The sequence below is a fragment of the Arcobacter sp. AHV-9/2010 genome (assembly GCF_004116575.1).
Classification (GTDB): Bacteria; Campylobacterota; Campylobacteria; order Campylobacterales; family Arcobacteraceae; genus Aliarcobacter; species Aliarcobacter skirrowii.
In genome coordinates this window covers 1-26,364 of the sequence record NZ_PDKH01000002.1, presented here as the reverse complement: position 1 = coordinate 26,364, position 26,364 = coordinate 1, and the positions used below count along the sequence as shown (strand labels likewise).

Genomic DNA, 26,364 nt, shown 5'->3' with positions numbered 1-26,364 from the left:
TTAAATTTAATTTGGTCTATAGACTTTTATGTTTGTATATCCTGCTTCATCTTTTAGATATTGTCCATGAAGCTGACTTAAAACACCTTTATCACAATATAGAAGATAGTTGCTGTTTTTATCCAAATTTTTGAACTCATTTTTCAATCTATAAAATGGTATTTTTAAAACTTCACAATCAAGTTTTATAGTATCATCACCTTGCCTAATATCTATTACAATATCATTTTTCTCAACACTATTTACAACTTCTAAAGTACCAATATCACAAACATCATCTAAAACTTCAAATATTTTTTTAACTTTTGCATTTTTAACAGCTTCATCTAAAACAGTATAATCAAAATTTTGTGCCTCTTTTTTAACTCTTTCAAAACTTCCAGATGTTACAGGGTGTTTTGATATTACTCCACAATACTCAGGCATAGCTTCAGCAAACTTTTTTGTACCAATTTTTGAAGCAAGTTCTATAATATCAGGCTTTGACATAAAAGCAAGTGGTCTTAAAATCAATATATCACTAACCTCATCTATTAAACTTAGATTTCTTAGAGTTTGACTTGAAACTTGTGCAACACTCTCTCCTGTTAATAAAGCATCTATTTTAAAACTTTTTGCAACTTCTTGTGCAGCTTGAACCATAAGCCTTTTTAACATAACTCCCATATATGAAGGGCTTATATCTTTAAAAATTTGTCCAACAACATCTTCAAATGGTATTGTTATAAAATTCACACTATGAGAACTTGCATAATTACTCCACAAATACCAAGCAACTTGTTTAACTCCAATTTCATGAGCAACTCCACCAAGATTAAAAAATATATAGTGTGTTTTTACTCCTCTTTTTATTGCTAAATATGAAGCAACTGTTGAATCAAATCCTCCCGACATTAAACTCAAAATTTCACCTTGAGTTCCTATTGGAAAACCACCCATTCCTTCATACTTTTTAGTAATTATATGAAGCTTATTATGCTCTAATTCAAGCTTTATTGTAACATCAGCATCTTTTAGCTTAACACCTTTTGTTTGATTATTTGCCAACATATATCCACCAACTGTCTGCTCTATATGCATAGATTTAAAGTTTTGTTGTCCAACTCTTTTTGCTCTTACAACAAAAGTTTTATCTATAATTGTATTTGCCATATATTTGTTTACTTCAACTTTTATATCATCTAAACTATTCATATTTTCAATAGTAATTGCCTCTAAAACTTGCTGTATTCCAGATGTAGTTAAAAGTTTTTGTTTTAACTCTTCACTAAACTCAATTGGTGTCTCTAACTCTATTTTGTCAAAAAATTTTTTAATTTTTATATCTTTACTAATTCTACTTGAGATACTTTGCAAATTTACATAAAGCTGTTGAATCATATGCCTTTTTGCACTATCTCCTTTTATCATAATCTCTGTGAAATATTTGATAATAAATTTTTGTGTTTTTATATTTTGTTCTTCCATACTCTCTACCCATAAATTTTTAAGGTTTAATTATACCATTTTTTGAGATAATAGAGGTTTGACATTAGAATAAGGTAAAGAATATGAAGATAGAAGATATAGACAATCTTGCAGATTTAGCAAAAGAGCTTAAGAGTGACAAGAATAAAAATGTCTATAAAATCTTTGATGATTATGCACTAAAATTCGATCTTGATGCTGAGGAACTTGAGCAAGTTTTAGCAAAAGAGTATGACTCTTTTAAGTGTGATAGTTGTGAGAGATTTTATACTTATGATGAATACTCTTTTTTTGATGAAGAGTGTATTTACTGCTTTGATAGTCAAGCTGATGATGAAGATGAGTTCTAATCACAAAACTCAGCTTCTAACTCATCTTGAATAATTAATGAATCAATTGCTCTTGATTTTACATTTAAAGGTTTTGCCTCTCCAAAGCATTTGACAATAACTTTACCATCTACAATTTCAAATAAAATCTCTCCAGCACCTTGAATAATAAAATCTCTAAAAATTCTATTAGCAACCCTTTTAAATCCAAACTTTTTAGGAAAAATTATAAACTTTGTTGAAGTTATTATATATCTTGAATCAGTTTTAAATATTTCAAGAAGCTTTTGCTTTATAGCCTCATCTGTTTTTCCATTTATTAAATCACATTTTAAATCTTCATGTAAAAGACAGATTTTATCTATATTTATTTTCAAATAACCAAACTCATTTGGCTTTACTCTAACATTATAAAATTTTTTAAAAACTTCAACATGATCAAAAGAGTTTGAAAAAACTATCAAACTCTTATTAGTTCTTGCAAATTTCGAAAAATCTGAAATCATATAAATATTTCCTTATAAAATAATAAAACAAATACTAGAAACAATAGTAGGTAAAACTGCACCTAAGAAAAGATATCTAGGATCAACTGCACCATATTCAAAATGGTTTTTTAATATTGCAACACCAGCTGGATTTGGAGCATTTGCAATAACTGTTAAACCACCACCTGTAACAGCTCCTGCAACTAAATAGTATTTAAACTCATCACTTAATCCATCAATTAATGAACCTAAATATGTAATTGCTGCATTATCAGTAAATGCTCCAAGACCAATAGCCCCAAAAAATGCTTCTGTATTTGATAAATTTGAAATTATATCTTGTAACCACCAAGCTTGTTGACCACCCAAAATTACAAGTCCACCTAAGAAAAATGCAACTAACAATCCCTCTCTTAGCATCAATCTATCTTGATACTGTTGATAAGCATAGGTTACACCTAAAAATAGTAAAAATAGACTCATAAAAAATGGTGGATAATGCGCAAAATAAACCACTAAAGCTAAAAATGCAAAGTGAATTAAAACTATAACAAATGGTATTTTTTCTCTATCACTAACTGTCGTTCGTATATTTATAGCAGATAGCTCTTTAAAGAAAAATATCATAATAATACTAGTATTTATAAAAATTGCAATAGCAGCTTTCCAACCAAAAGTTGTAAGCATAAAATAGCTACTCCAATCCCAAGTTTGAGCCACCATCAATATTGGTGGTGCAGCAAAGTTTGTTAATGTCCCACCAATTGAAATATTTATAAATAAAGCTCCTAAAGTCATATATTTTAGTTTTTTTGAAATACCTTGAGAAAATAGTTTATCACTTAAAATCAAAGCTGCAAGAGTCATAGCAGCAGGTTCTGTTATAAAAGATCCAAAAAGTGGAACAACACACATAACCACAAAATAAAATCCAGTTGCACCTTTTCTTGGCAAAATATTTGACAATCTCTTCACAACTGAGATTACAGTATGTAATATTGGTCTTGTTGCTGCAATAACCATAATCACAAAAACGAACATTGGTTCAACAAAGTTTCTATTATTTACATAATCCATAGTCTGTTCTTTTCCAAGAAAAACAAACATAAAAATTACTAAAATCATAGCCCAAATTCCAAAAACAACCTCTATTTCACCCAAAAGATGGAAAAGTCCAGAGTGTTTTTCGCTTTTGCTTGCTAAATTTTCAAAATATTTAACTGAGAATATATGAATAATTGCGATTGCAAATATTATTGCAGCAATTATCTGCAAGGTAGTAGGTGGCATATCTCTTTCCTAAAATATAAATTTTGACCGATTTTATTTAAAATTTATTAATAGTTTTTAAACGAAATTAAAAATCAAAATATTTTAACATCTCTTGATAGTTTTTTTTCTAAAATTTCAAAATCTTTTTCTGAAATATCTATATTTACTCTAACTTGATTTTCAAACTCTTTTGAAGATATCTCTATATTTTGTTCTTTTAAAATATACTCAAGTTGCGATAAATATGAGTATTCACACTCCAAAGTAAAACTTTTTGTTTTTTTATATTCAACAAATAGAGCATCTTTTATCACTTCATTTACAGCACCTCCATAAGCCCTAACCAATCCACCAGTTCCAAGTTTTATTCCACCAAAATATCGAACTATTATTGCTGCGCTATTTATAATACCCGCACCACTTAAAACAGCCAAAGTTGGTTTTCCGCTTGTTCCTCGTGGCTCTCCATCATCACTACTATTTTCAACAACTTGCTCAAACTCATTTAAATATCTATATGCATAAACAAAATGAACAGCTTTTGGGTGTTCCTGCCTTAATCTTTGCATTGTTTTATCAAAATCTTTATAAGGAACTAAAAAAGCTAAAAATTTTGATTTTTTCTCTTCTATTGTTGCTGTAAACTCTTTTTGAACAAATTTCAAATATAATTCTCCCCATGAGATTAGATTTATACCTTACAAAACATTTTAATATTCAAAGTAGAAACAAAGCACTTGAAATAATAAACTCTAATAAAGTAAAAATTGATGGCAAAATTGTATCAAAAGCTTCATTTTTAGTTGATGAGAAGATGAAAATAGAGCTACTTGAAGAGGATTTTTATGTAAGTAGAGCTGCTTATAAACTAAAATATTTTTTAGATGAGCTAAAAAATGAGATTAACTTAAAAGATAAAATAGCTCTTGATATTGGTTCAAGCACTGGTGGATTTACACAAATTTTACTAGAATTTGATATTAAAAAAGTAGTTTGTGTAGATGTTGGAACTAATCAACTTCACGAAAGAGTAAAAAAAGATAAAAGAATAGAGTTTTTTGAAAACTGCGATATTAGAGATTTTAAAAGTGATATTTGTTTTGATATTGTAACTTGTGATGTCTCTTTTATCTCTATTTTAAAAATTATTGACTCAATAAACTCTTTAGATTTTAAAAATATAATAATACTTTTCAAACCACAATTTGAAGTTGGAACTTTGATAAAAAGAGATAAAAAAGGTGTAGTAAAAGATAAAAATGCGATTTTAAAAGCTAAAGAGAACTTCTTAAGCAAAGCATTTTCTTTGAACTGGAAATTAAATTATAACAGCATTAGTAAGCTTGTAGGAAAAGATGGAAATGAAGAAGAGTTCTTCTACTTTAGTAAATAGTAATTTTGATAAAAACAGTATAGATTCAATTGCAATTGGTGGATTTGATGGTATGCATATTGCTCATCAAGAGTTATTTAAAAACTTAAATTCTAATGGTGCTATTATTAGCATTGAGACAGGATATGCAAATTTAACACCAAAAAAAAATAGACAAGAGTACACAAAATATCCAATATTTTATTATGATTTAAAAGATATAAAAGCACTTGATGGAGTTGAATTTATAAAAATGCTTCAAAATGATTTTAAAAATCTAACAAAAATTGTTGTTGGTTTTGATTTTGGTTTTGGAAAAAATAGAGCTTACAAAGCAGATGATTTAAATAGTTTATTTGATGGAGAGGTTATTGTAGTACCTGAGATAAAACTAAACAACTCTTCTGTTCACTCAAGAGTAATAAGAGAGTTCATAAAAGAGGCAAAAATAAAAGAGGCAAATGATTTTTTAGGAAAAGAGTATAAAATTTGTGGAACTATAATAAAAGGTCAAGGATTAGGAAAAGATGAGTTTGTTCCAACAATTAATTTAGAAGTAAATGATTTTTTGCTTCCTAAAAGTGGTGTTTATATTACAAAAACTATAGTTGATGAAGTTGAATATAACTCTATTACTTTTTTAGGACATAGGGTTACAACTGATAATAATTTTGCCATTGAGACTCATATTTTAGATAAAAATATAGATGTAAAAAATGAGAATATTGAGATAAAATTTATTGATTTTATAAGAGATAATAAAAAATTTAATAGTTTTTTGGATTTAAAAAATGGTATCTTAAATGATATTTTAATTGCAAGAAATTATTTTATTAATTTTTAGGTAAAATGTCCAAATGATTGATAAAGTATTTAATAAAACAATTTCAAAACAGTTTGAGTTTGATGAAGAGGTAGCAAGTGTATTTGACGATATGCTTGATAGGTCAGTTCCATTTTATAAGCAGATGCAAAAACTATCTATAACTTTTGCAAACAATTTTTTAAAAGATGGCTCAAATGTTTATGATTTGGGCTGTTCAACAGCATCAACTTTGATTGAACTAAAAAAAAGTAGTAAATATAATATTAATTTAATAGGAATAGATAACTCAGCTGCTATGCTAGAACATGCAAGTAAAAAAGCAAAAGCTTTTGGAGTTGATATAAAACTTTTAAATGATGATATTTTTAATGTTGAATTAAAAGATGCAAGAGTTGTTTTTTCAAACTACACTTTACAGTTTATTCGCCCAATAAATAGAGAAAAACTTGTAAAAAAGATTTATGATAGTTTAGAAGATGGTGGAGTTTTTATTTTCAGTGAAAAACTAGTATCATCAAATAGCTTTTTAAATAAACAGCTAATTGATGAGTATTATAGTTTCAAAAAAACTCAAGGATATAGTGAATTTGAAATAGCTCAAAAAAGAGAGGCTTTGGAGAATGTGCTTATTCCTTATACTGAAGATGAGAATAAAAAGATGATAAAAGATGCTGGGTTTAAAGATTGTGAAACACTTTTTAGATGGGTAAATTTTGCAACTTTTATAGCAATTAAGTAAAGAATTAAAAATTTTATTGTTCCTTTTTTTGGAACCAATTTGAAAGGAGAATATATGTTAAAAGTAGGAGATAAGGCACCAGCTTTTTGTGCTTTTAATCAAGATGATACAGAGATTTGTCTAAGAGATATTGTTGGTCGTTGGATAGTTTTATACTTTTATCCAAAAGATTTAACTCCAGGATGTACAACACAAGCTTGTGATTTTACACAAAATTTATATAAATTTGACAATCTAAAAGCAAGTGTAATTGGAGTTAGTCCTGATAGTACAAAAAAACATAGACAATTTATTGAAAAATATGATTTAGCAATTACTTTATTAGCTGATGAAGATAAAAAAATGGCTCAAGATTATGGAGTTTGGCAACTAAAGAAATTTATGGGAAAAGAGTTTATGGGAGTTGTAAGAACTACATTTATAATTAATCCAAAAGGTGAAATTGCAGCTATTTGGGATAAAGTAAGTGTAAGAGCTAAAAAGAGTATTAAAGGCGAAAAAATAGAGATTTTACATGTACAAGAGGTAGAGAAAAAATTAGAAGAGTTACAAAATGAGTATAAATAATTTTTTAAAAAAATCTTTTATATTTGCTTTTTTAATTATCTCTTTTCAAAACTTATTTGCAAATGAGTTTGAAGAGAAAAGTACAACTTTAAAGGATATTTTCAACAAAAAAAGCTCAACTATTGCAATTGGAAATTTAAAGCTAGGTCAAACTGGAGTTGTAATTCACAAATATAGTGATGATTTGCAAATTATTGTATCTAATGCAAAAGTTGTGATTTCTGATGAAAACTTTAGTGTAATTGAATTTTTTGAGTTTAATGATTTAAAACAAGATGCAGTAGCTACAACAAAAAAAGAGCCTCAAGTAGGTGATGAGTTTATTTTAAACTTTATGTACAAAAACTCTCTTTTGATTGCTCCAAATTTTGAGAGTTTTAATCAAATTACAAAAGATTTTTCAAATAATAGATTTATACACCCTGATATTTTTGCTGCAAAATTAAAGTACGAAAACTCTTTATATCCAACAAAAAAAGAGATTCAAGATTTTGCAATTGAGCAAAACTTGGGAACTATTTTTTTCTTAGTTGAAAATAGTTTATATATAGTTGATAGTAAAACATTTTCAATTTTAAGAAAAATAAATTTTGAAACAAATAAAGATTTAGAGAAAAAACTTCCATTTTTTACAAGAGTTGAAGATATAAGAGAATCTCTTATAAACTTCAATATATCAAATTGGTTTAAAGAGAAAGAGAGTTACGATTCACACTATAAAAAGATTTTAGGATTATAAGATGATAGATAAAAAACATTTAGATTTTATTACTTCTATTGTAGGAGATGAGAATATCAAAACAGATAAAGCTCATCTAATAGCTTTTTGCTACGATGCTACAAGAAGCCGTTTTGAGCCAGATGCTGTTGTTTTTCCACGACACGAACAAGATGTTAGTGATATTTTAAAATATTGCAATGAACATAAAATTGTAATTGTACCAAGAGGTGCTGGAAGTGGATTTACAGGTGGTGCACTACCTTCAAGTGGAGGAATTATTCTAAGCCTTGAGAGACATATGAATAAGCTACTTGAAATTGATATGCAAAATATGGTTGGAGTTGTTCAACCAGGGCTTATAAATATGCAGTTTCAAAAAGCAGTTGAGGAAGTTGGATTATTTTATCCTCCAGATCCAGCAAGTGAGGAGTACTCAACACTTGGTGGAAATGTAAGTGAAAATGCAGGTGGAATGAGAGCTGCTAAATATGGTATTACAAAAGATTATGTAATGGCACTAAGAGCAGTGCTTCCAAATGGAGATATTATAGTTGCTGGTAAAAAAACTATTAAAGATGTTGCTGGTTATAATGTTGCTGGTATTTTAATAGCTAGTGAAGGAACTTTGGCAGTTATTACTGAAATTACTTTAAAACTTATCCCAAAACCAAAATTCAAAAAAACTTATATGGGAGTTTTCCCAAATGTAAATAGTGCAATGACAGCTGTTTTTAAATCACTTGCAAGTGGTGCAAATCCTGTTGCTATGGAGTTTTTAGACTCTCTTGTAATAAAAGCACTAAAACAAAAGTTTCCTCAAGTTTCATTGCCAGAAAATGCTGGTGGAATCTTAATTGGAGATGTAGATGCTTCTAGTTTAGCTGAAATAGATGAGCAGCTAAATATTTTAAAAGAGTCATTTAAAGAGAATGGCTCAATTGATTTTATAGTTGCTCAAGATGAAGAAGAAGGTAAAAAACTATGGTTTGCAAGACGAAATGCAAGTCCAGCAACTATGGTTTATGGAACTAAAAAATTAAATGAAGATATAAGTGTTCCAAGAAGTAAACTTCCAGAGGCTTTGGATGAGATCTATAAAATTGGTGAAAAATATGGTTTCCAAGTTCCTTGTTTTGGACATGCAGGTGATGGAAATATTCATGTAAATGTTATGGTAAAAGATAAAACAAACGAAAAAGAGATGGCTGATGGTCACAAAGCTATTGAAGAGATTTTTCAACTAGTTGTAGATATGGGTGGAACTTTAAGTGGTGAACACGGGATTGGAATATCAAAAGCACCATTTATGAATATAGCATTTACTGAAGCTGAGATGAATCTATTTAGAAATATCAAAAAAGCTTTTGATCCAAACAATATTTTAAATCCATTTAAAATGGGACTGTAGTTTGAAAAAAGGTAAAAAAACTATTCTAAAACAGATTATTGATGGTATTGATTCATTTTTCAATGACGATACCACTTATTTTGCTGCTAGTCTTAGTTTTTTTACCATATTTTCAATACTACCAATAATTGCTCTTGCAATTGCAATAATTTCAAAATTTCCAGAGTTTAATGACTATTTAGATATTTTTACAAATTTTTTACTCAATTTTTTAAATCCAACGCACTCTAGTGAAATTATTATAACTTTAAAAAACTATATATCAAACTCTGACAAGCTAGGGCTTTTGGGAATATTTTATATGCTTTTTGTATATATTATGTTTTTCAAAGATTATGACTATATTGTAAATAAAATTCATAAAACAAAAAGAAGAGCTATATATAAATCATTTTTTATATACACAATATTTTTCTTAGTTTTTCCAACTATTTTTGTAGCTTTAAATATTTTATTAACTTTTTATGAAAATAGTTTTTTAAAACAGATTCAACTATTTTTGTTTACTTGGTTTATATTTTTTGCTCTATTTAAAGTAAGTGTAAATAAAAAAGTATCTATTAAAGCTGCTTTTATATCATCGTTTGTAACTTTAACAACTCTTAGTATTACAAAAAATCTATTTGTATATTATGTTGTTTATAATAAAACTTACACAACTATTTATGGTTCACTTGCTACTTTATTATTTACATTTTTTTGGATATATATCTCTTGGATTATATACTTATATGGTGTTAAAATGTGCCATAGATTAAATACATTTATGAAATAAATTCATATAGTTTATCTCTAAATATCAACTCCATCTCATTGTAGTTCTCTTTAAAATTATTTACAACTTGATTGCAACTGCTACAAAGCAAAATTATATTTTCAATATTATAACCACCACCATCTTCTATCTCTTGTGCAAAACAAAAAGATGCTTGACTTAATCTTTCCATAACAGTTCCACAACGATTGCAAGTTGATTTATCTCTATAAAAAACTAACTCTTTTCTTCTTACAAAATCAGGTGGAACTTTTTTATTAGGTGTTGAGTTTAAACCATACCCTTCCCAAGTAAGTTCTCTTTTTACACTCTCTTGTGTTCTTTTTTTGTAATCAAACTCAATAAATTGTTTGATTAAAGATTCAATCAAAAAGCTCTTTTGAAGTTCTAAATTAAACTCTTTTTTAAATCTATTTTTATTTGAGAAATCAAATAATATTTTTGGATGGTTATTTTTTAAATAGTTTTTTAAAAGATTTACAAAAATCTCATATTTTTCTAAATCATAATTTTTAGAAAATAGAGATTTTATTTTGTTTATCATTTTGGCTCTTTAAGCCTTTTTATATCTGCACCTATATCTCTTAGCTTTCCTTCAAGATTTTCATAACCTCTATCTAGATGATAGATTCTATGAATATTTGTCTCCCCATTTGCAACAAGTGCTGCAAGAACTAAAGCTGAAGATGCTCTTAAATCCGTAGCCATAACATCTGTTCCACTTAAAGATGCTTTTTTACCATTAATAGTTGCTATATTTCCATTTAACTGAATATCAGCACCCATTCTAAGTAGCTCACTAACATGCATAAATCTATTTTCAAAAAGTCTCTCATCAATTGTACTAGTTCCATCTGCTTGAGTTGCTAGTGCCATAAACTGAGCTTGCATATCTGTTGGAAATCCTGGATACTCTGTTGTTATAATATTTACTGGTTTTATTTTTGATGTTGGAAATATTGTAAGTTCGTTCTCTTTTATCTCTATTTCAAAATTCATCTCTTCAAGCTTTGAAATAATAGCTTCAAGATGAGCTGGAATAATATTTTTAATTGTTAGTTTTCGATTTGTAATAGCAGCAACACAGATATAAGTTCCAGCTTCTATTCTATCTGGAATTACACAAAATGGTTTTATATCAAGTAGTTTTCCACCTGTTCCTTCTATTATAATTTTAGATGTTCCAATTCCATCAATTTTTACTCCAGCACTTGCAATTACTTCACACAATTGAACAATCTCTGGCTCTTTTGCAGCATTTATTATAGTTGTCACACCTGATGCTAATGCTGCTGCCATAACCGTATTTTCAGTTCCACCAACTGTAACTTTATCAAAAACTATTTTTGCACCTTTTAATCCATTTGGTGCAGTTGCTTTTATATATCCTTGACAAATCTCAATTTTTGCCCCCATAGCTTCCATAGCTTTTAGGTGTAAATCAACGGGTCTTTGACCAATTGCGCAACCACCTGGAAGTGAAACTTCACAATGCCCAAATCTAGCTAATAGTGGACCTAAAACCAATATAGAAGCTCTCATAGTTTTTACAATATCATAAGTTGCAGTTGTATTTGAAATAGAGCTTGTATCTATAACCGCACTATTTTTATCCTGAGTAAAACTACCACCTAGCATTTTTATTAACTTTAAAAAAGTGTTTATATCAGCAACATTTGGCAAATTCTCTATTTGCGTCTCATTTTTTGCCAAAATTGTAGCTGCTATTAGAGGAAGAGCTGCATTTTTTGCCCCTGAAATAGAGATATCTCCACTTAATTTTTTGTTTCCAACAATTTTTAAATAATCCATAAATTTCCTAAATAATGTTTAAAATGGCAAAGATTTTATCTAAATCTTGCTTTAACCCAAATTTTGTAATACTTCGCCTTTTAAAGGATATGAGTTTGGAAGAAAATGTAAATAAAGCTATAAAATATATGATTTTAGCCTCTTTTTTATTTGCACTTATGGGAATTATGGCAAAAGAGCTAAGCGATAATCTATCTACAATAGAGATTGTATTTTTTAGAAATGTTTTTGGAGTTTTTATAATACTCTATTCAATTTACAAATCTCCACTAAAACAGATTGGTGGAAAGTTTTGGTTACTTATTTTTAGAGGAGTTGCTGGATTTTCAGCACTACTATTCTTCTTTTATAATATTGCAAATATTCCACTTGGTGAAGCTATGACTTTTTCAAAAACTTCTACAATATTTACAGCACTTTTGGCATATTTTTTCCTAAAAGAGCAGATTGGATTAAAAGGTTGGATTGGTGTATTTATTGGATTTATTGGAATTTTATTTATTGCCGAGTTTGATGGAAGTAGCTTAGAAAAAACAGATTATTTAGGTATTTTATCAGGTGTTGGTGCTGCACTTGCATATACTTCAATACGAGAGCTTAGAAGATTTTATGATGGAAGAGCCATAGTTCTATCTTTTATGGCAGTTGGTACAATTTTGCCTTTGATTTTTATGATAATTAGTGAATTTTATACAAACTCAAAATTAGATTTTATGCTTGGAACTTTTGTGATGCCACAAGCAAAAGATTGGATTTTTATATTTTTTCTTGCTATTTTTTCAACTTATGCACAAATATATATGACAAAATCATACTCTCTTGCAAAAGCTGGAATTGTAAGCACTGTTTCCTATAGTAATATAGCCTTTTCAATAGTTTTGGGGCTTTTTGTAGGAGATGCTTTTCCATCTTTTATAGTAGTTTTGGGTATAATCTTGATTGTAATTAGTGGAATAATGGTTAGTAAAAAATGATAAATTAGTTCAAGGCTTCGTTCTCGAAGCCCTTTAGAGTTTTGCTACTTTTAGGATTTTTTTATAAATTCCGTTAAAAAGTAGTTTAATATGATACGGTTCCTTTTATTTAATTGGGAACCAATTAAATAAAAGGAAAATATATTATGTTGACAGTTATGACAGGACCTTGTGTTTTAGAAGATATGGATACAGTTTTAAAAATAGCAGAAAAATTAAGACCACTAAGTCTTGATAAAAGAGTTGATTTCTATTTTAAAGCTAGTTTTGACAAGGCAAACAGAACAAGCCTAAGCTCATTTAGAGGTCCAGGGCTTGATGAGGGATTAAAAATATTTGAAAAAATAAAAAAAGAGTTTGGATACAAAGTGGTTACTGATATTCACGAATCATATCAAGCAGCACCTGCTGGAGAGGTTATGGATATACTTCAAATACCTGCTTTTTTATGTCGTCAAACAGATTTGCTAGTAGCTGCTGCTAAAACAAAAGCAAAAATAAATATAAAAAAAGGGCAGTTTTTGGCAGCTGATGCTATGAAACACCCTGTTGAAAAAGTATTAAACACAAGAGGAATAAGCGAAGTAAACTATGAAAATAGCAAAAAAGCTGGTGTTTGGCTTTGTGAGAGAGGAAACACTTTTGGATATGGTGCTTTGATTGTAGATATGAGAAATCTACTACTTTTAAGACAATATGCTCCTGTGATTTTCGATGCAACTCATAGTGTGCAAATTCCAAGCACTGGAGGAACTACTGGTGGAAATAGCTCATTTGTACCATATATGGCAAGAGCGGCTGCTAGTGTTGGAGTTGATGGATTTTTCTTTGAAACACATATTGACCCAAAAACAGCAAAAAGCGATGGACCAAACATGCTTCATATTGATCAACTTTATAAAACAATGGATGAGATTTTTGCTATTAAAGAGGCTTTAGGAAACTAAAGCTTCTTTACAAATAAGCTTATATTTTAATTATTTTGATAGAATATTTTCTAAAATTTTTAGGGGATTTTCTATGAATACAACTTCAATAATTAGCCTTGATTTAGGCGGGAAAAACACTGGTTTTTTCTCTTGTACTACAAACGATTTCAACAACTTAAAAAATTTTCAATCAGGAACTATTATTTATGATGAAAGCTTTATTTTATCTCAAGTAAATAGAAGAGGAAAAAGACATACAAAAAGAAATAATCTTAGAAGAAAATTAGCAAAAAGACTTTTTTTGCTAATTTTAAAAGAGCATTATAAATTAAAAATTAAATATCTCCCAGATGAAATTTTAGCTCTATTTAATAAAAGAGGTTATACTTATGCTAGTTTTGAACTCTCAAATGAGGAGCAAGAAAGCTTATCTTCTAATATATTAAAAGAGTTTTTAAATGAAAATTTAGAAAATTTCAATATATCAAATGATACAGAAATAGAAGATTTTTTAAATCAAATTGCTTCAAATGAAAATGCTTTCAAACAATACTCAAAAGATTTTTTAAATCTTTATGAATCTTCAACTTTCAAACCAAAAAATAAAATTGAATTAAAAGATGAGATAAAAAATAGTTATGAAGATAAAGAAGATCAAAAAGAACTTTTTGATGGATTAAAAACTGTAAAAAAAACTTTAGAAGAGTTTGATAAGCAACAAAATCAAGGAAATCTTCCAAGAGCTAAATATTTTTTAGAGATAAAAGAAGAGATAAAAACTAACTCAAGTATTCAAAACTTTTTAAAAAATAGTAATTTAGAAGAAGAAAAAATAAATAATTTAATAGGAAATATATCAAACTTTCAACTAAAAGAGTTAAGAAGATATTTTAATGATAAAGAAATGGCACAAGGTGATATTTGGATAGAAGATAAACTTCATAAAATAGTTTGGAGATTTATAACTTCATGGCATCCAAAAAAAGATGAAACTATCAAAAAAAATCAAGATGAGCTAACATCTAATCTAAAAAATTCAAAAATTATAGATTTTTTAACACAGACTAACCCAAATAAAACTATTCCACCATATGATGATATGAATAATAGAGGAGCTGTAAAATGTCAATCTTTAAGATTAAATAAAAACTATTTAGATACTCATTTACCAAATTGGAGAAAGATTGCAAACACTCTTGCAAATGATAGTTTAAAAGAGAATTTAAAAGATTGTACTACAAATAAAAGCGATATAGATTTAACTCTACTTCATAGACTATTAGATACTTCAAGTAGCATTGATTCTTATAAATTAAGAGAATATAACATAGAAAATTATATAGATATTTTAGGCAAAGATGATTCACTAAAATTTAAAAAATTTACTCAAAATTATTACGAAACTATTACAAAAAAAGTTCGTACTGGTATTTGGCAAAAGGCTGATAATATTTTTGAACTTTGCAATCACAATCCACCCTATAAAAACAATCAAATTCATACTTTAGTAAGTGCTATTTTAGGAGTAGAAATAAGTGATACAAAATTTAAAGAGTTTGAAAAGACTCTTTGGAACAAAAAATTTGGAAATAAAAAACTAGTAAATTATTGTAAAAATATTGAAGAAATTAGAAAGAGAAAAGGAAATCTATTTAAACTCTATATTGAAGAGTTAAAAGAGATAGAAAAACCAGATAGTGAGCAGAAAAAAGATATTAATCTATTAAAAGATGAGTTACTTCTATTTTGGACAGATGAAATAGCAAATTTTTTCAAATTGGATAATATTTTTAAATCAAGATTTTCAAACCACTTCTCAATGGCACAGCTTTATACTATTATAGAGACTAAAAGAGCTGGTTTTATGTCAACTTGCAAATGGTGTAGTGCTGAAAATAGTTTTAGAACAAAAACAAACATAGAAAATTTTACTTTATATGATAAATCTACTGGTGAAAAGTTAGAAGATGTAATATTTGATGAAAATATTCACATAAAAGTATATGAAAACTCAAATGCTCAAAGACTTCCAGCTGATACACAAAGACCTTTTAGTGGAAAAATAGAGAGATATATAGATAAGCTTGGATATGAAATTGCAAAAATAAAAGCAAAAGAGCTTGAAAACACAGAAGAGAAAAAAATTGATTTAAAAATTGTTTTAGAACAAAATAGCTTTGAGTATGAAGAGTCAATAAGAAATGCAAAAATTAAAAATGCAAATGCAAAAGCTAAAAAAGGATTAGAAGATAGTAAAAAGTTTTTTGAAAAAAGTATTGAAGAAAAAGAGAAAAGAATAAAAAATTTTAACAATAAAATTTGTCTATATTGTAATAATGAAATCACAACAGATGGAGAGATTGACCATATTTTACCTAGAAGTTACACATTAAAAAACTATGGTACAGTTTTCAATAGCGAAGGAAATCTTCTATATGTTCATCAAAAATGTAATCAATCTAAAGGTAACAAAATTTATAAACTAGAAGATATAAAAGCTTCTATAAATGTAAACGAAATTGAAGAGCAAATATCAAAAATTAAATCTTATAAAACTTTTACTCTTCTAAACCAAAAACAGCAAGAGGCATTTAAATTTGCACTTTTTCTACCAAACAGTAGTGAAGCATACAAAAAAGTTCTTGGATTTTTAAGAACAGATCAAAGCTCAAGAGTAAATGGTACTCAAAAATATTTAGCTAAAAAAATTCAAGAAAAACTTATAAAAATATTTCCACAAAAAGAGTTTGACTTTGAATTTATTTTAGCTTCTAGTGAAGATGTAAGTAGATTAAGAAAAGATTATGCAAAACAAAATCCAATTTTAGAAAAACCAAAAGATAGTAAACAATCTCCATCTAGTCACACAATAGATGCAGTTGTTGCACTCTTAAGTGTATTTAAAAAAGTAACCAATTTAGATGATATTCCAACTTCAAATAAAGTTTTAGAGTTTGTTCAAATAAATAATATTCCAATAAAACCATTAGGAAAAATAGAAAAAGAGCAAATAGGAAATTTGGGAAATGGCTCGATTTTCAAAGATAGCATATATCAAGAAAATTTTGCTCCTATATATGAGTTTGAAAACAGATTTTATACAGGTTTTTTAAAGGCTTCAAAAACTCCAGATTTTAAAAATTGTATAGAGATAAAATCTTCTGATTTTGAACAAATCAAAGAGTATTTAAAAGGTGAGATAAAAAAAGAGAATGGATTAGTTATTTATCAAATTAATAAACAAAAAACTCTAGATTTATTTCATAATATTTCAAACAACTTATCAGATGAATTAAAATTAGCCCAAACTTTAGATAAATTCTCATATACTCTTCTAAAAACTTCTGTTGAAAATGCTCCAAAAATCTTAAAAGATAGTAAAAAAACATCTACAAAAATTTATGGAAAAACTCTTATACTTCCTATAAAAGATGAATGGGAAAGATTTGATAAGTTTTTAAAAAAAGAGTTAATAAGCCAAAATATTGAATATAAAGAAAAAGATGGAAAATATCAAATAGAGAATGAAATTTTAATATCTATTTGCAAAGATTATTTTAATATCCAAAATAAAAATATTAGAAATAAAGCTAGAAAAGTATTCTCTTTACCTACTGTTGAAGCCCCAAGTGGTGGCTTTAGAATAAGAAGAAAAAATCACAAAAATGAAAACATTTATCAACTTGTAGGAATAGATGGAGCGAAATCAGTTGGTTTTGCACTTGAAAATAAAAAAATAAATAGTTCAAAAGATGTACTACTTCCAACTTTAGTAAAAAGCAAAAATATATCTTTTAAAGAACCAGCAAAAAAAGAGCTACAAGAGTATATAGATATGAATAATTTTAGAGATTTAACAAAATTTGTAAATTTGGAAAATATTAATATATTTGTAGCTCCTGCATCAACGAATAGACCTTTAGTTAAAGTTGAGTTAGATTTTAATCTACTAAAAAAAATACTCAAAAATGAAAATCTGAACTTTTTGGAACTTGATAATATAAAACTTGAAGATGAACAAAAAGCAATATTTGATGAAATTTTTAATTCTTGCAATTTTGCACCAAGAGATAATAAAATAAAAATATTAAAAGCAGATTCAAATCGTGTTTTGATTGAGTTTTCAAATAGTAATAAAACTATAATGAAGTATTATGATAAAGCAGAAGATATAAATATATGACTAAACATATCTATATAGATGAGTTTGGCACTTTTTTAGGAAAAACAAGTGCTAGACTTACAATTAGTCACAATGGTAAGACCTTAAAAGAGATTGCAAAAACTTGAATTGTAGATAGAAATATAATAAAAATAAAATCATCTTTAAAAGATAGAAATTTTTTAGATGCAGTTATTAAAAAAAGAATTATTGAAGAGATAAATAAAACTATCTCTAAAAAATATCTTTACAATAAAAAAAATCTAAGTTTACAATCAATAATGCAAACTTAAGCAAAGATATTCAAAAAAACTCTTTTGGATATGATAAAGAGGATTTTAAAAGAAGAACTCTAAGTAGGTTTAATCTTGAAAATGCAGATTTTTGGCAAAATGTAAATTTATCTTATAGTGATTTAAACTTCTATGGAATTTGTGATGCTTTAATTATTTCAAATACACATATTTATCCAGTAGAGATAAAACTCCATGGTCAAAAACCAACAAAAGCACAAAAAATGCAGGTAATTGCATATGGAATTTTGGCTGAGAAAAAGTATAAAAAAGAGTTCAATCTAGCTTTTATAAGTTTTGAAAAAAATGCAAAAACTGTTCCTATAAATGTAGATAGTAAGATGAAACAAGAGGTTCAAAAAACAGTTAATGAGATAATAAATTTAATAAAAAGTGAAAAATTACCTTATAGCAATGCAGAAGATGAAAAATGTACTCAATGTGAGTTTTTAAACTACTGTAATGATAGATTTTAAACAATAAAAAAACCAGCCATGCTTTCGCAGTTGGGCTGGTCTATATATCTTTTTGATGATTTCATAGCATCAAACGATATTGTTGTAAAGTGTCAAAAAAGATTATATCTAAATTTTTCGAAAAATCAGGCACTTTTTAAGCAATTTATCTCTTTTCGAAAAAAACAGATAAAAACAGACTCAAAAAAGCCCAAAATATCGCAAAAACTAAATGGGGCGACACTTTACAACAATATCGCTTAGCTAATGAAACGTTCTGTGGCAAATTGTAGTCGCTCTTCATCTGTTAGCGACACTTTACAACAATATCGCTTAGCTAATGAAACAACAGACCACCAGCGATAGCTCCAAGTCCTTTATTTAGCGACACTTTACAACAATATCGCTTAGCTAATGAAACCTCCAGCGTTTAAGAAGGCTAATTGAATTGCTTTTGCGACACTTTACAACAATATCGCTTAGCTAATGAAACAGACTCACTATTCTTGTTCATACCAAACATAACAGCGACACTTTACAACAATATCGCTTAGCTAATGAAACATGCAACTGAAAACCATATACAAGCAAGAAACTAAGCGACACTTTACAACAATATCGCTTAGCTAATGAAACTAAAGCTCTTGACCTGATTCAGTTGTTAAATCAATGCGACACTTTACAACAATATCGCTTAGCTAATGAAACCTCATATGTAGTCTAGCTTTATCCTGTGCAGTTGTGCGACACTTTACAACAATATCGCTTAGCTAATGAAACTGCGGATTAGAATTAGGTTAAATTCTCACGCTATACGCGACACTTTACAACAATATCGCTTAGCTAATGAAACGCGAATAACCAGCGCCATGATTTAGGATTATCGCGCGACACTTTACAACAATATCGCTTAGCTAATGAAACTTTTCCTCTTCCAGCTTGAAGCACATAGGAAATAGGCGACACTTTACAACAATATCGCTTAGCTAATGAAACGTTACTTTTTTTCCAGTTTTAATTTCTTCATATTCAAGCGACACTTTACAACAATATCGCTTAGCTAATGAAACTTCCCAACGCCACATAAGTTTTTTGATTTATTATCGCGACACTTTACAACAATATCGCTTAGCTAATGAAACTTAATTTAAAACCTTCACTTGCAAGTGTACCAACAGTATTTTTTAGTGTTTGAAATATTACATAAGCATGTCCAAATAAGTTTAATCTTTTTGCAAAAGTATTAGCAAATGTATCAGTATTATTAAAAGATTTACCTAGTTCTTTAACTTGTTTGTCCATCAATATTAGTTCTTGAGATTCTGCATCTATTTTTATTTTAATTCTTACTTCGTTTGACATTTAAACTCTCTTTTAATACAATCTAGCTATGAAAAAATTACCATTTGAAAAACAAATAAAAGAGTATTTTGAAAATCCTCTTATGATACCTGTAACAGCTTTGATAACTTTTCTACTCATAGCTATTTTTCCTTTTTTAGTTTTTGGCTTTTAACCTACTACTTTTTGATTTATATCTTTTAATATTCTGTAAAGTTCCAGTGCATCTTCACAGCAACCATCACAACAATCTCTTACTACCTGATACTCTATTTCTATTCCAAATCCATTTGATTTTCTTGCTAATGCATAAACGCGACACTTTACAACAATATCGCTTAGCTAATGAAACAAAAACATAATCATCTACTCTTTGCGACACTTTGCAACAAGAATAGATCTCAAACTAACTATTAAGCCCTTTTTTTGTATAATAACCCCTATTTTAAATAAGATTTGGAGAACAATATGAGAATAATAGAGGGAGCTTTAAGGCTAAGAGGAAACGAAAAAGTTGCTATTATAAATGGAAGATTTAATCACATAATCACAGACAGATTAGTTGAAGGTGCAAAAGATTCATTCGTAAGACACGGTGGAATTGCTTCAAATTTAGATTTAATCTTAGTTCCAGGTGCATTTGAGATTCCTTTTGCTCTTGAAAAAGCACTTGCAAGTGGAAAATACGATGCAGTTTGTTGTGTTGGTGCAGTAATTCGTGGTGCTACTCCTCACTTTGATTATATAAGTGCAGAAGCTACAAAAGGTATTGCAACAGTTGCTTTAAAATATGGAAAGCCTGTATCAAACGGTGTTTTAACAACAGATACGATTGAACAAGCAATTGAGAGAGCTGGTTCAAAAGTTGGAAACAAAGGTGCTGAAGCTATGGTTACAATAATAGAGATGCTAGATTTATATAGCGAAATGGAAAAATAATTTGGCAACAAGAACACAAGCAAGAGAGTCGGTAATTGGTCTTTTATATGCCTATGATTTAGGTAATGTTGAGATTACAAAATTTGTTGATGATATTTTAGAAGAGAAAAAGATAAGAAATAACCAAAAAGAGTTTGCTTTAAACCTTTTTAATGGAACAATCAAAAATATAGAAAAAATAGATGAAGAGATTATCAAATATCTTACTCAAGGAACTATCCAAGATGTTGGAAGTGTTGAAAAATCTATCTTAAGATTAGCAATTTTTGAAATACTTTTTGAAAATCTATCAAAAGCAATAGTTATAAATGAAGCAATAGAGCTTAGCAAAAAATTAGCAAGTGATGGAGCACCAAAGTTTATAAATGCAATTTTAGACCAAATAAAAAAGAGTTAAAATGAGTAAAAATATGAAACTTTGCTTATCTTTAGATTTAGAGAGTAAAGAGGAGAATTTAGCCTTAGTAGAAAAGCTAAAAAATTTTGATATGTGGCTAAAAGTTGGCTTTAGAACATATTTAAGAGATGGAAAAAAGTTTTTAGAAGATTTAAAAGCTATAAATCCTGATTTTAAAATATTTTTAGATTTAAAGCTTTATGATATTCCAAATACTATGGCAGATGCAGCTTTTGATATCTCAAAATTTGGTTTAGTTGATATGTTTAATGTTCATGCAAGTGCTGGAATGGAAGCTATGAAAACAGTTATGAATAGAATCAAAGATATTCCAAATCGACCTTTGGTTTTAGCTGTTACTGCTTTAACTTCATTTGATAATGAATCTTTTAAAAAAATATATGGTGAAGATATAGATAAAAAAGCAAGAGAGTTTGCAAAAAATACATTTGAAGCTGGACTTGATGGTGTTGTTTGCTCTGCTTTTGAGAGTCTTGATATTAAAAATAACACTTCAAAAGATTTCATAACTCTTTGTCCTGGAATTCGTCCTTTTGGAGAAGATAGTGGTGACCAAAAAAGAGTTGCTGATATAAAATTCTCAAAAGATAATTTAGTAGATTTTATAGTTGTAGGAAGACCTATATATAAAAGTGAAAATCCAGAATTGGTAGTTAAAAAGATATTAGAAAATATATAATTTTTTTAGAAAGAGCTATAAAAAAGGCATTTTTAAGCCTTTTTTAAGTGATTAAAAACTATAATTCCCGTCCAATTTAACCAGTTGGTAACAAAAAACGGACAGTTGGGTGAGTGGCTGAAACCACCTCCCTGCTAAGGAGACGTACTGGCAACGGTACCGAGGGTTCAAATCCCTCACTGTCCGCCATTTGTGGGTCGTTAGCTCAGCTGGTTAGAGCACTCGGCTCATAACCGAGTGGTCGAAGGTTCGAGTCCTTCACGACCCACCACTTTTTAAAACTTCAACTCACTTCAAAAATTACTTTTAATTATTTTTAAAAACTTAAAACAAAGAAAACAGATGAATAAAACCATAAGATTATTTACAGATTCAAGTGTAAATCCACAAAATAAAATAGGCTTTGCAGCTTACTTAAAAATAGAAGATTTAAATATAGATTTAAAAATTTTAAAAGATAGTATAAAAACAAAAAAATTTGAAAATAGTAGTTCTACAAAACTAGAGCTTCAAACTCTACTTTGGGCACTTGATGAGATTTTTAATGAACAAAAAAAAATAGATTTTTCTATTGAAGTTTATACAGATTGTCAAAATATTATATCTTTAAGCAATAGAGAAGATAGATTAAAAACAAACAACTACTATTCACTAAATGGAAAACTTATAAAAAATCATGATTTATACAAAGAGTTTTTTGATAAAAAAGAGAGATTAAATTTAACTTTTATAAAAGTAAAAGGACATAAGAAAAAATCTCTTAAAAATGAGATTGATGATATATTTAATCTTGTTGATAAAGCTTCAAGAAACGCATTAAGAGAGTATTTAAACACTCACTCTTAAAATGGTTTTGAATCTGTTGTAAAGTCCAAATCAAACTGCTTTTCAAACTTTGGATTTTGTAAAATGCTATTTATAGATATAAAATCTCTTCCAAAAAAATCATAACTATAACTATATATATCTTCACCAAAAAGCTCTTTATAAACACTATTTACAAACTTACTATTATAAAAGCCTGTTGTGTTTAAATTAAAACTATAATCAAAAGCTATTTTACTATTTTTGATAGTCTCTAAATAATCAAAAAGTTTTGAACTATCAATATCCTCTTCATATCTTAAAACTGCTAATCTTTTTGCAAAATATACATAAGACTTAAAAGGCTCTATTTGTAAAAACTCACTATTTTCAATATCAAAATCATAGTGTGCTACATAAAATTTATTATCTATTTTTAACACAACTCCAATATCACTAAATTTTGAATTATCTACGATTGAGAAGAAATCACTAAAAAGATTATCCTCTTTTTTTAAAATAATATCTCCAGTTTTTACAATAACTTGCTCTTTTATCTTTTCAGGAACTAAATCATCTTGACTCTTTTCTATAAATTTTTTTGATTCATAAGAGGCAAAAAGAAGTAAAAAAATTATTGCAAATAGTCTAATTTTCATTGTTTCTCAAAATATTTCCATATTCAAAAATTAATTTCTCCAAGCTTTTAGTGCTTTTAAATTGTGAGATATTTAAACTATTAAAAGATAAAAAATAGAATGCTCTTGCAAAATTTATCTCTTTGTTTAAGCTATCCATATCTACCCTTTTTTTATAGTTTATACTCTTTGTAATCTCTTACTCTCATCTTTTGCAAACTCTTGCATATCTGTAACTTGATCCATCTCATCTACAATCTCAATTCCAAGTATTGTCTCTAAAGCATCTTCAAGTGTTACAACTCCACTTGTTTGCCTATATTCATCTTGAACTATAAAAAGATGACTCCTTTTTCTAATAAATAGATCAAACAAAACAGAGACTGATAGATTTTCTGGAACTTTATGAACTGGAACCATTATATCTTTTAAAAGAGTATGTTTTTTCTTCTTAACTCTTTTTTCTAAGATAGTTTGTTTAAAAACAACTCCTAATATATCATCTATTGATTCATTATATACAGGTATTCTTGAATAAACATATAAATTATCATTTAAAAGAGCCTCTTTTACGCTTGTTTTAGAATCCAAAGCAAAAACAACAGTTCTTGGAGTCATAATATCTTTTGCTTTAATATTTTTTAGTTTAAATAAATTTTTTATTAAAATACTCTCTTTTGCCTGTAAAACACCCTCTTTTTCACTCATATCTACTATTGTAATAATCTCATCTTTTGAAAAGTTCGCCTCATTTTTTCTACCTTTTTGTAAAGCATTTGTTATAAAAGTAGCAAGGAAAATAAAAGGGTATGTAATTTTAACCATAAACGATATTATGTAAGTTGCTGGAACTATAAATTTTCTCCAATAAATAGCACCAAGAGTTTTTGGAAATATCTCAGATATAAAAAGTACCATTAAAGTTAAAGCAAAAGCAATAACAGCTTGCCAATTTGAACCAAAAATAATAGCAGCTTGTGCACCAACACCAGCTGCTCCCATAGTATTTGCAAAAGTGTTTAATGTAAGAATTGAAGATATTGATTTATCAATATTTTGTTTTACATCTTTTGCTAAATCAACAGTTTTTGAGCTATAACCTTTTTTATCTAAACTCTCAATATATGAAGTTGTTGAAGATAAAAGTGTAGCTTCAAGCAGTGAACACATAAAGGATAAAATAAGTGTTAAAAGTAAATATGTAATAAGTAGTGTCATTTTTTAAACTCGATTATTGAAATATTTTTTAAAATATGTTGTATATCTTTAGAATATAAGATATGTTTGTCATTTAAAACTTTCATAAAGAATCTAACCTCTGCATTTGTAAATCCATCTGGCTCCTTCTCTTTGATTGAAACATCACTCTTTTCTAATTTTATTCTATACAATTTTTTATTTGTCAGTTTTGCATAATATACAATATCAAGATCTTTTTGTGTAATTTTCTCTATTGTAACAATAACTTTATCAAAAGCTACATTCATATTAAAATCTGGATACAAATTTTTAAACTCTTCACTTGAGATATATCCAATATACAATTTTGTATAAATATCAAAATATAGACTCATTTTATAGCTTGAAAAGAAACTTAAATCAACACTAAATTTTGGATTAGATCTTGCACTATTTAAAATCCACTCCAAAGTTGGAAAATATGCAAATCTTTTGTATTTTAAGCTGTATGCCTCTACAAACTTACTATTAGAAGGGGCTTTTAGAGTTTGTAAATCATTTTTTACTTTTTTAGCAAAAATTATTTTTTCTATTAACTCTTTATCCTCTAAATCATTTGTTATCCAAATAGTTGCATAAGATGGAAAGTTTTTAAGTCCTGTTGAACCTTTTGTTAAAACTATTAAAGATTTAATCTCTAAGTGTGGAAAAATCATCTTCAAAAGTGCATATTTTTTTGCTAATCTCTTATTTAAACTTGAAGTCTTTTTTGATGTACTCATCTCAACAAAATACAAACAACCATCGGTAAAAAACATTGCATCAAACTCACTTATATCCTTGTAAGCTGATTTAAAAACAATTTGTGAAGTTCTATCTATTAGAAGTCCGCTTTTTATAAATTTATTCTCCATATCTTGATATGGACCTTTTAATACAAAACTTTTTATATCTTCACTATTTAAAGCATAATTTAACAGTAACTCATAAATAATATTTTCATAAATCTCACCTTTAAAACTACTATAAGCTGTAATGTAAGATAAGTCATCTTTTGAAATTTCATTTTTTATAAGTGATTTTAAGTTTTTACTATCGTATGAGTAGTGAAAGAGATTTTTTTCTATCTCTTTGGTCTCTAAATTTTTTATATATTCTGGTATTTTTATGTTCAATATTTTCTCTTTAATTAAAAAATAGATTAGATTATATCAGATTTATCTTATATTCTTGATATAATCCCTTTTTAAAAAAGGATTTAGATGAAAAAAATATTTAATATAAATGTTGAGAACAAGACAAGAGATAGACAAGTTGACTCTATAAAAAATGAAGTTAGAAAATATATAAAAAGAGAAAAGAGTAAAAAATTACCAGAAGGTTTTAACTCTTGGTTTTTTGATTGTAAATTTGGAGAGACACAAGATAGTGCAAAAGAGATAAAATTTGCTGATGTTATAAAATCAATAGATTTTGCACAAAAAGAGAATTATGATAGCTTTTATCTTGAAATTGTTGCAAAAGCAGTTTTTAAAGAGAAAAAATCATCAAATGATGATGAACTTTTAGAGGATTAATTTATAGCAATTTTTGGATTGTTTATAAACTACAATTTTGTTAAAATTTTAAAAAATTTCATAAAGGATAGAGTATGAACTACATAACAAACGATAATTTAGAAGTAGCAGATAAAGAGGTATTTGATATAGTTGAAGCAGAACTAAAAAGACAAACAAACCATCTTGAGATGATTGCAAGTGAGAACTTTACAAGTCCA

At 27.7% G+C, this 26,364-nt stretch carries 27 protein-coding genes, 2 tRNA genes, 1 pseudogene and 1 CRISPR repeat array; of the genes and pseudogenes, 20 read left to right on the top strand and 10 right to left on the bottom strand.

Annotated elements, in window-relative coordinates:
* Nucleotides 1-6: 6 nt before the first annotated feature.
* Nucleotides 7-1,467 carry a tRNA uracil 4-sulfurtransferase ThiI gene (gene thiI / locus CRU94_RS03850; protein WP_129105503.1) on the bottom strand — a complete coding sequence of 487 codons (1,461 nt, stop codon included), beginning with the start codon at nt 1,465-1,467 and terminating at the stop codon, nt 7-9.
* 83 nt (nt 1,468-1,550) lie between these two features.
* On the opposite strand from thiI, the gene CRU94_RS03845 reads away from it, so the two are divergent.
* Nucleotides 1,551-1,817 carry a hypothetical protein gene (locus CRU94_RS03845; protein WP_129105502.1) on the top strand — a complete coding sequence of 89 codons (267 nt, stop codon included), beginning with the start codon at nt 1,551-1,553 and terminating at the stop codon, nt 1,815-1,817.
* Here the strand turns inward: CRU94_RS03845 and CRU94_RS03840 are convergent.
* The 3 genes from CRU94_RS03840 to CRU94_RS03830 all read right to left on the bottom strand — a co-directional run bounded on the left by CRU94_RS03840 (nt 1,814) and on the right by CRU94_RS03830 (nt 4,221).
* A complete protein-coding gene (locus CRU94_RS03840) occupies nt 1,814-2,302 on the bottom strand; it encodes a hypothetical protein (protein ID WP_129105501.1) in 489 nt (162 codons plus the stop codon). The two genes, CRU94_RS03845 and CRU94_RS03840, sit on opposite strands and share 4 nt — an antisense overlap.
* Before the next feature lie 12 nt (nt 2,303-2,314).
* On the bottom strand, nt 2,315-3,574 hold the full coding sequence (locus tag CRU94_RS03835) for a putative Na+/H+ antiporter (protein WP_129105500.1): 1,260 nt from the start codon (nt 3,572-3,574) through the stop codon (nt 2,315-2,317).
* A 74-nt stretch (nt 3,575-3,648) separates the two neighbouring features.
* A complete protein-coding gene (locus tag CRU94_RS03830; protein WP_129105499.1) occupies nt 3,649-4,221 on the bottom strand; it encodes a YigZ family protein in 573 nt (190 codons plus the stop codon).
* A 14-nt stretch (nt 4,222-4,235) separates the two neighbouring features.
* On the opposite strand from CRU94_RS03830, the gene tlyA reads away from it, so the two are divergent.
* From tlyA to CRU94_RS03795, 7 genes are read left to right on the top strand one after another with little or no spacing between them, the layout of a single operon-like run.
* On the top strand, nt 4,236-4,949 hold the full coding sequence (tlyA, locus tag CRU94_RS03825; RefSeq protein WP_129105498.1) for a 23S rRNA (cytidine-2'-O)-methyltransferase TlyA: 714 nt from the start codon (nt 4,236-4,238) through the stop codon (nt 4,947-4,949).
* Complete coding sequence (locus tag CRU94_RS03820; RefSeq protein ID WP_129105497.1) at nt 4,918-5,772, top strand: bifunctional riboflavin kinase/FAD synthetase; 855 nt, start codon at nt 4,918-4,920, stop codon at nt 5,770-5,772. The genes tlyA and CRU94_RS03820 overlap by 32 nt, the downstream gene beginning before the upstream one ends.
* Before the next feature lie 13 nt (nt 5,773-5,785).
* A complete protein-coding gene (cmoA, locus tag CRU94_RS03815) occupies nt 5,786-6,493 on the top strand; it encodes a carboxy-S-adenosyl-L-methionine synthase CmoA (protein WP_129105496.1) in 708 nt (235 codons plus the stop codon).
* Between the two features lie 54 nt (nt 6,494-6,547).
* Nucleotides 6,548-7,060, top strand: a complete 513-nt coding sequence (gene bcp / locus CRU94_RS03810) for a thioredoxin-dependent thiol peroxidase (RefSeq protein WP_129105495.1) — start codon at nt 6,548-6,550, stop codon at nt 7,058-7,060.
* A complete protein-coding gene (locus CRU94_RS03805) occupies nt 7,047-7,799 on the top strand; it encodes a plasminogen-binding N-terminal domain-containing protein (protein ID WP_129105494.1) in 753 nt (250 codons plus the stop codon). The genes bcp and CRU94_RS03805 overlap by 14 nt, the downstream gene beginning before the upstream one ends.
* 1 nt (nt 7,800) lies before the next feature.
* Nucleotides 7,801-9,189 (top strand): FAD-binding oxidoreductase, encoded by a 1,389-nt coding sequence (locus CRU94_RS03800; protein WP_129105493.1) that lies wholly within the window; start codon nt 7,801-7,803, stop codon nt 9,187-9,189.
* 1 nt (nt 9,190) lies between these two features.
* The gene (locus CRU94_RS03795) at nt 9,191-9,964 is read left to right on the top strand and encodes a YihY/virulence factor BrkB family protein (RefSeq protein WP_129105492.1); all 774 of its coding nucleotides are present in this window, start codon (nt 9,191-9,193) and stop codon (nt 9,962-9,964) included.
* Here the strand turns inward: CRU94_RS03795 and CRU94_RS03790 are convergent.
* Both CRU94_RS03790 and murA read right to left on the bottom strand, forming a co-directional pair.
* Nucleotides 9,954-10,508 (bottom strand): HNH endonuclease, encoded by a 555-nt coding sequence (locus CRU94_RS03790; RefSeq protein WP_129105491.1) that lies wholly within the window; start codon nt 10,506-10,508, stop codon nt 9,954-9,956. The genes CRU94_RS03795 and CRU94_RS03790 overlap by 11 nt on opposite strands.
* The gene (murA, locus tag CRU94_RS03785) at nt 10,505-11,776 is read right to left on the bottom strand and encodes a UDP-N-acetylglucosamine 1-carboxyvinyltransferase (protein WP_129105490.1); all 1,272 of its coding nucleotides are present in this window, start codon (nt 11,774-11,776) and stop codon (nt 10,505-10,507) included. Before murA ends, CRU94_RS03790 begins: the two co-directional genes overlap by 4 nt.
* Before the next feature lie 89 nt (nt 11,777-11,865).
* On the opposite strand from murA, the gene CRU94_RS03780 reads away from it, so the two are divergent.
* The 10 genes from CRU94_RS03780 to CRU94_RS03735 all read left to right on the top strand — a co-directional run bounded on the left by CRU94_RS03780 (nt 11,866) and on the right by CRU94_RS03735 (nt 22,812).
* Nucleotides 11,866-12,750: a DMT family transporter gene (locus CRU94_RS03780; protein WP_375153673.1), complete on the top strand. Its 885-nt coding sequence runs from the start codon at nt 11,866-11,868 to the stop codon at nt 12,748-12,750.
* Between the two features lie 143 nt (nt 12,751-12,893).
* Nucleotides 12,894-13,697, top strand: a complete 804-nt coding sequence (gene kdsA / locus CRU94_RS03775; RefSeq protein ID WP_309109239.1) for a 3-deoxy-8-phosphooctulonate synthase — start codon at nt 12,894-12,896, stop codon at nt 13,695-13,697.
* A 73-nt stretch (nt 13,698-13,770) separates the two neighbouring features.
* The gene (gene cas9, locus CRU94_RS03770; protein WP_129105487.1) at nt 13,771-17,862 is read left to right on the top strand and encodes a type II-B CRISPR-associated RNA-guided endonuclease Cas9/Csx12; all 4,092 of its coding nucleotides are present in this window, start codon (nt 13,771-13,773) and stop codon (nt 17,860-17,862) included.
* Between the two features lie 253 nt (nt 17,863-18,115).
* Complete coding sequence (cas4, locus tag CRU94_RS03765) at nt 18,116-18,610, top strand: CRISPR-associated protein Cas4 (protein WP_129105486.1); 495 nt, start codon at nt 18,116-18,118, stop codon at nt 18,608-18,610.
* 216 nt (nt 18,611-18,826) lie between these two features.
* Nucleotides 18,827-19,731: direct repeats of the CRISPR family, unit length 37 nt; unit sequence GCGACACTTTACAACAATATCGCTTAGCTAATGAAAC.
* A 667-nt stretch (nt 19,732-20,398) separates the two neighbouring features.
* Nucleotides 20,399-20,869 carry a 6,7-dimethyl-8-ribityllumazine synthase gene (gene ribH / locus CRU94_RS03760; RefSeq protein ID WP_066160861.1) on the top strand — a complete coding sequence of 157 codons (471 nt, stop codon included), beginning with the start codon at nt 20,399-20,401 and terminating at the stop codon, nt 20,867-20,869.
* A 1-nt stretch (nt 20,870) separates the two neighbouring features.
* Nucleotides 20,871-21,266: a transcription antitermination factor NusB gene (gene nusB, locus CRU94_RS03755; protein WP_129105485.1), complete on the top strand. Its 396-nt coding sequence runs from the start codon at nt 20,871-20,873 to the stop codon at nt 21,264-21,266.
* Nucleotide 21,267: 1 nt separating this feature from the next.
* A complete protein-coding gene (gene pyrF / locus CRU94_RS03750; RefSeq protein WP_129105484.1) occupies nt 21,268-21,966 on the top strand; it encodes an orotidine-5'-phosphate decarboxylase in 699 nt (232 codons plus the stop codon).
* Nucleotides 21,967-22,065: 99 nt separating this feature from the next.
* A tRNA-Ser gene (locus CRU94_RS03745) sits at nt 22,066-22,155 on the top strand.
* A 5-nt stretch (nt 22,156-22,160) separates the two neighbouring features.
* Nucleotides 22,161-22,237: transfer RNA gene (locus CRU94_RS03740), tRNA-Ile, on the top strand.
* 71 nt (nt 22,238-22,308) lie between these two features.
* Nucleotides 22,309-22,812 carry a ribonuclease HI gene (locus CRU94_RS03735; protein ID WP_129105483.1) on the top strand — a complete coding sequence of 168 codons (504 nt, stop codon included), beginning with the start codon at nt 22,309-22,311 and terminating at the stop codon, nt 22,810-22,812.
* Here CRU94_RS03735 and CRU94_RS03730 read toward each other — a convergent pair.
* Genes CRU94_RS03730 through CRU94_RS03720 form a run of 4 tightly spaced genes read right to left on the bottom strand, consistent with a single transcriptional unit; the run spans nt 22,809 to nt 25,762 of the window.
* Complete coding sequence (locus tag CRU94_RS03730) at nt 22,809-23,429, bottom strand: hypothetical protein (protein ID WP_129105482.1); 621 nt, start codon at nt 23,427-23,429, stop codon at nt 22,809-22,811. The genes CRU94_RS03735 and CRU94_RS03730 overlap by 4 nt on opposite strands.
* Nucleotides 23,419-23,568 carry a hypothetical protein gene (locus CRU94_RS09580; protein WP_164966558.1) on the bottom strand — a complete coding sequence of 50 codons (150 nt, stop codon included), beginning with the start codon at nt 23,566-23,568 and terminating at the stop codon, nt 23,419-23,421. The genes CRU94_RS03730 and CRU94_RS09580 overlap by 11 nt, the downstream gene beginning before the upstream one ends.
* A 20-nt stretch (nt 23,569-23,588) precedes the next feature.
* Nucleotides 23,589-24,626: a CNNM domain-containing protein gene (locus tag CRU94_RS03725; RefSeq protein WP_129105481.1), complete on the bottom strand. Its 1,038-nt coding sequence runs from the start codon at nt 24,624-24,626 to the stop codon at nt 23,589-23,591.
* A complete protein-coding gene (locus CRU94_RS03720; RefSeq protein ID WP_129105480.1) occupies nt 24,623-25,762 on the bottom strand; it encodes a hypothetical protein in 1,140 nt (379 codons plus the stop codon). The genes CRU94_RS03725 and CRU94_RS03720 overlap by 4 nt, the downstream gene beginning before the upstream one ends.
* Before the next feature lie 87 nt (nt 25,763-25,849).
* Between CRU94_RS03720 and CRU94_RS03715 the strand changes: the two genes are divergently transcribed.
* Nucleotides 25,850-26,164: a DUF6172 family protein gene (locus CRU94_RS03715; RefSeq protein WP_129105479.1), complete on the top strand. Its 315-nt coding sequence runs from the start codon at nt 25,850-25,852 to the stop codon at nt 26,162-26,164.
* A 74-nt stretch (nt 26,165-26,238) separates the two neighbouring features.
* Nucleotides 26,239-26,364: pseudogene (gene glyA / locus CRU94_RS03710) on the top strand (serine hydroxymethyltransferase); the annotation flags it as partial.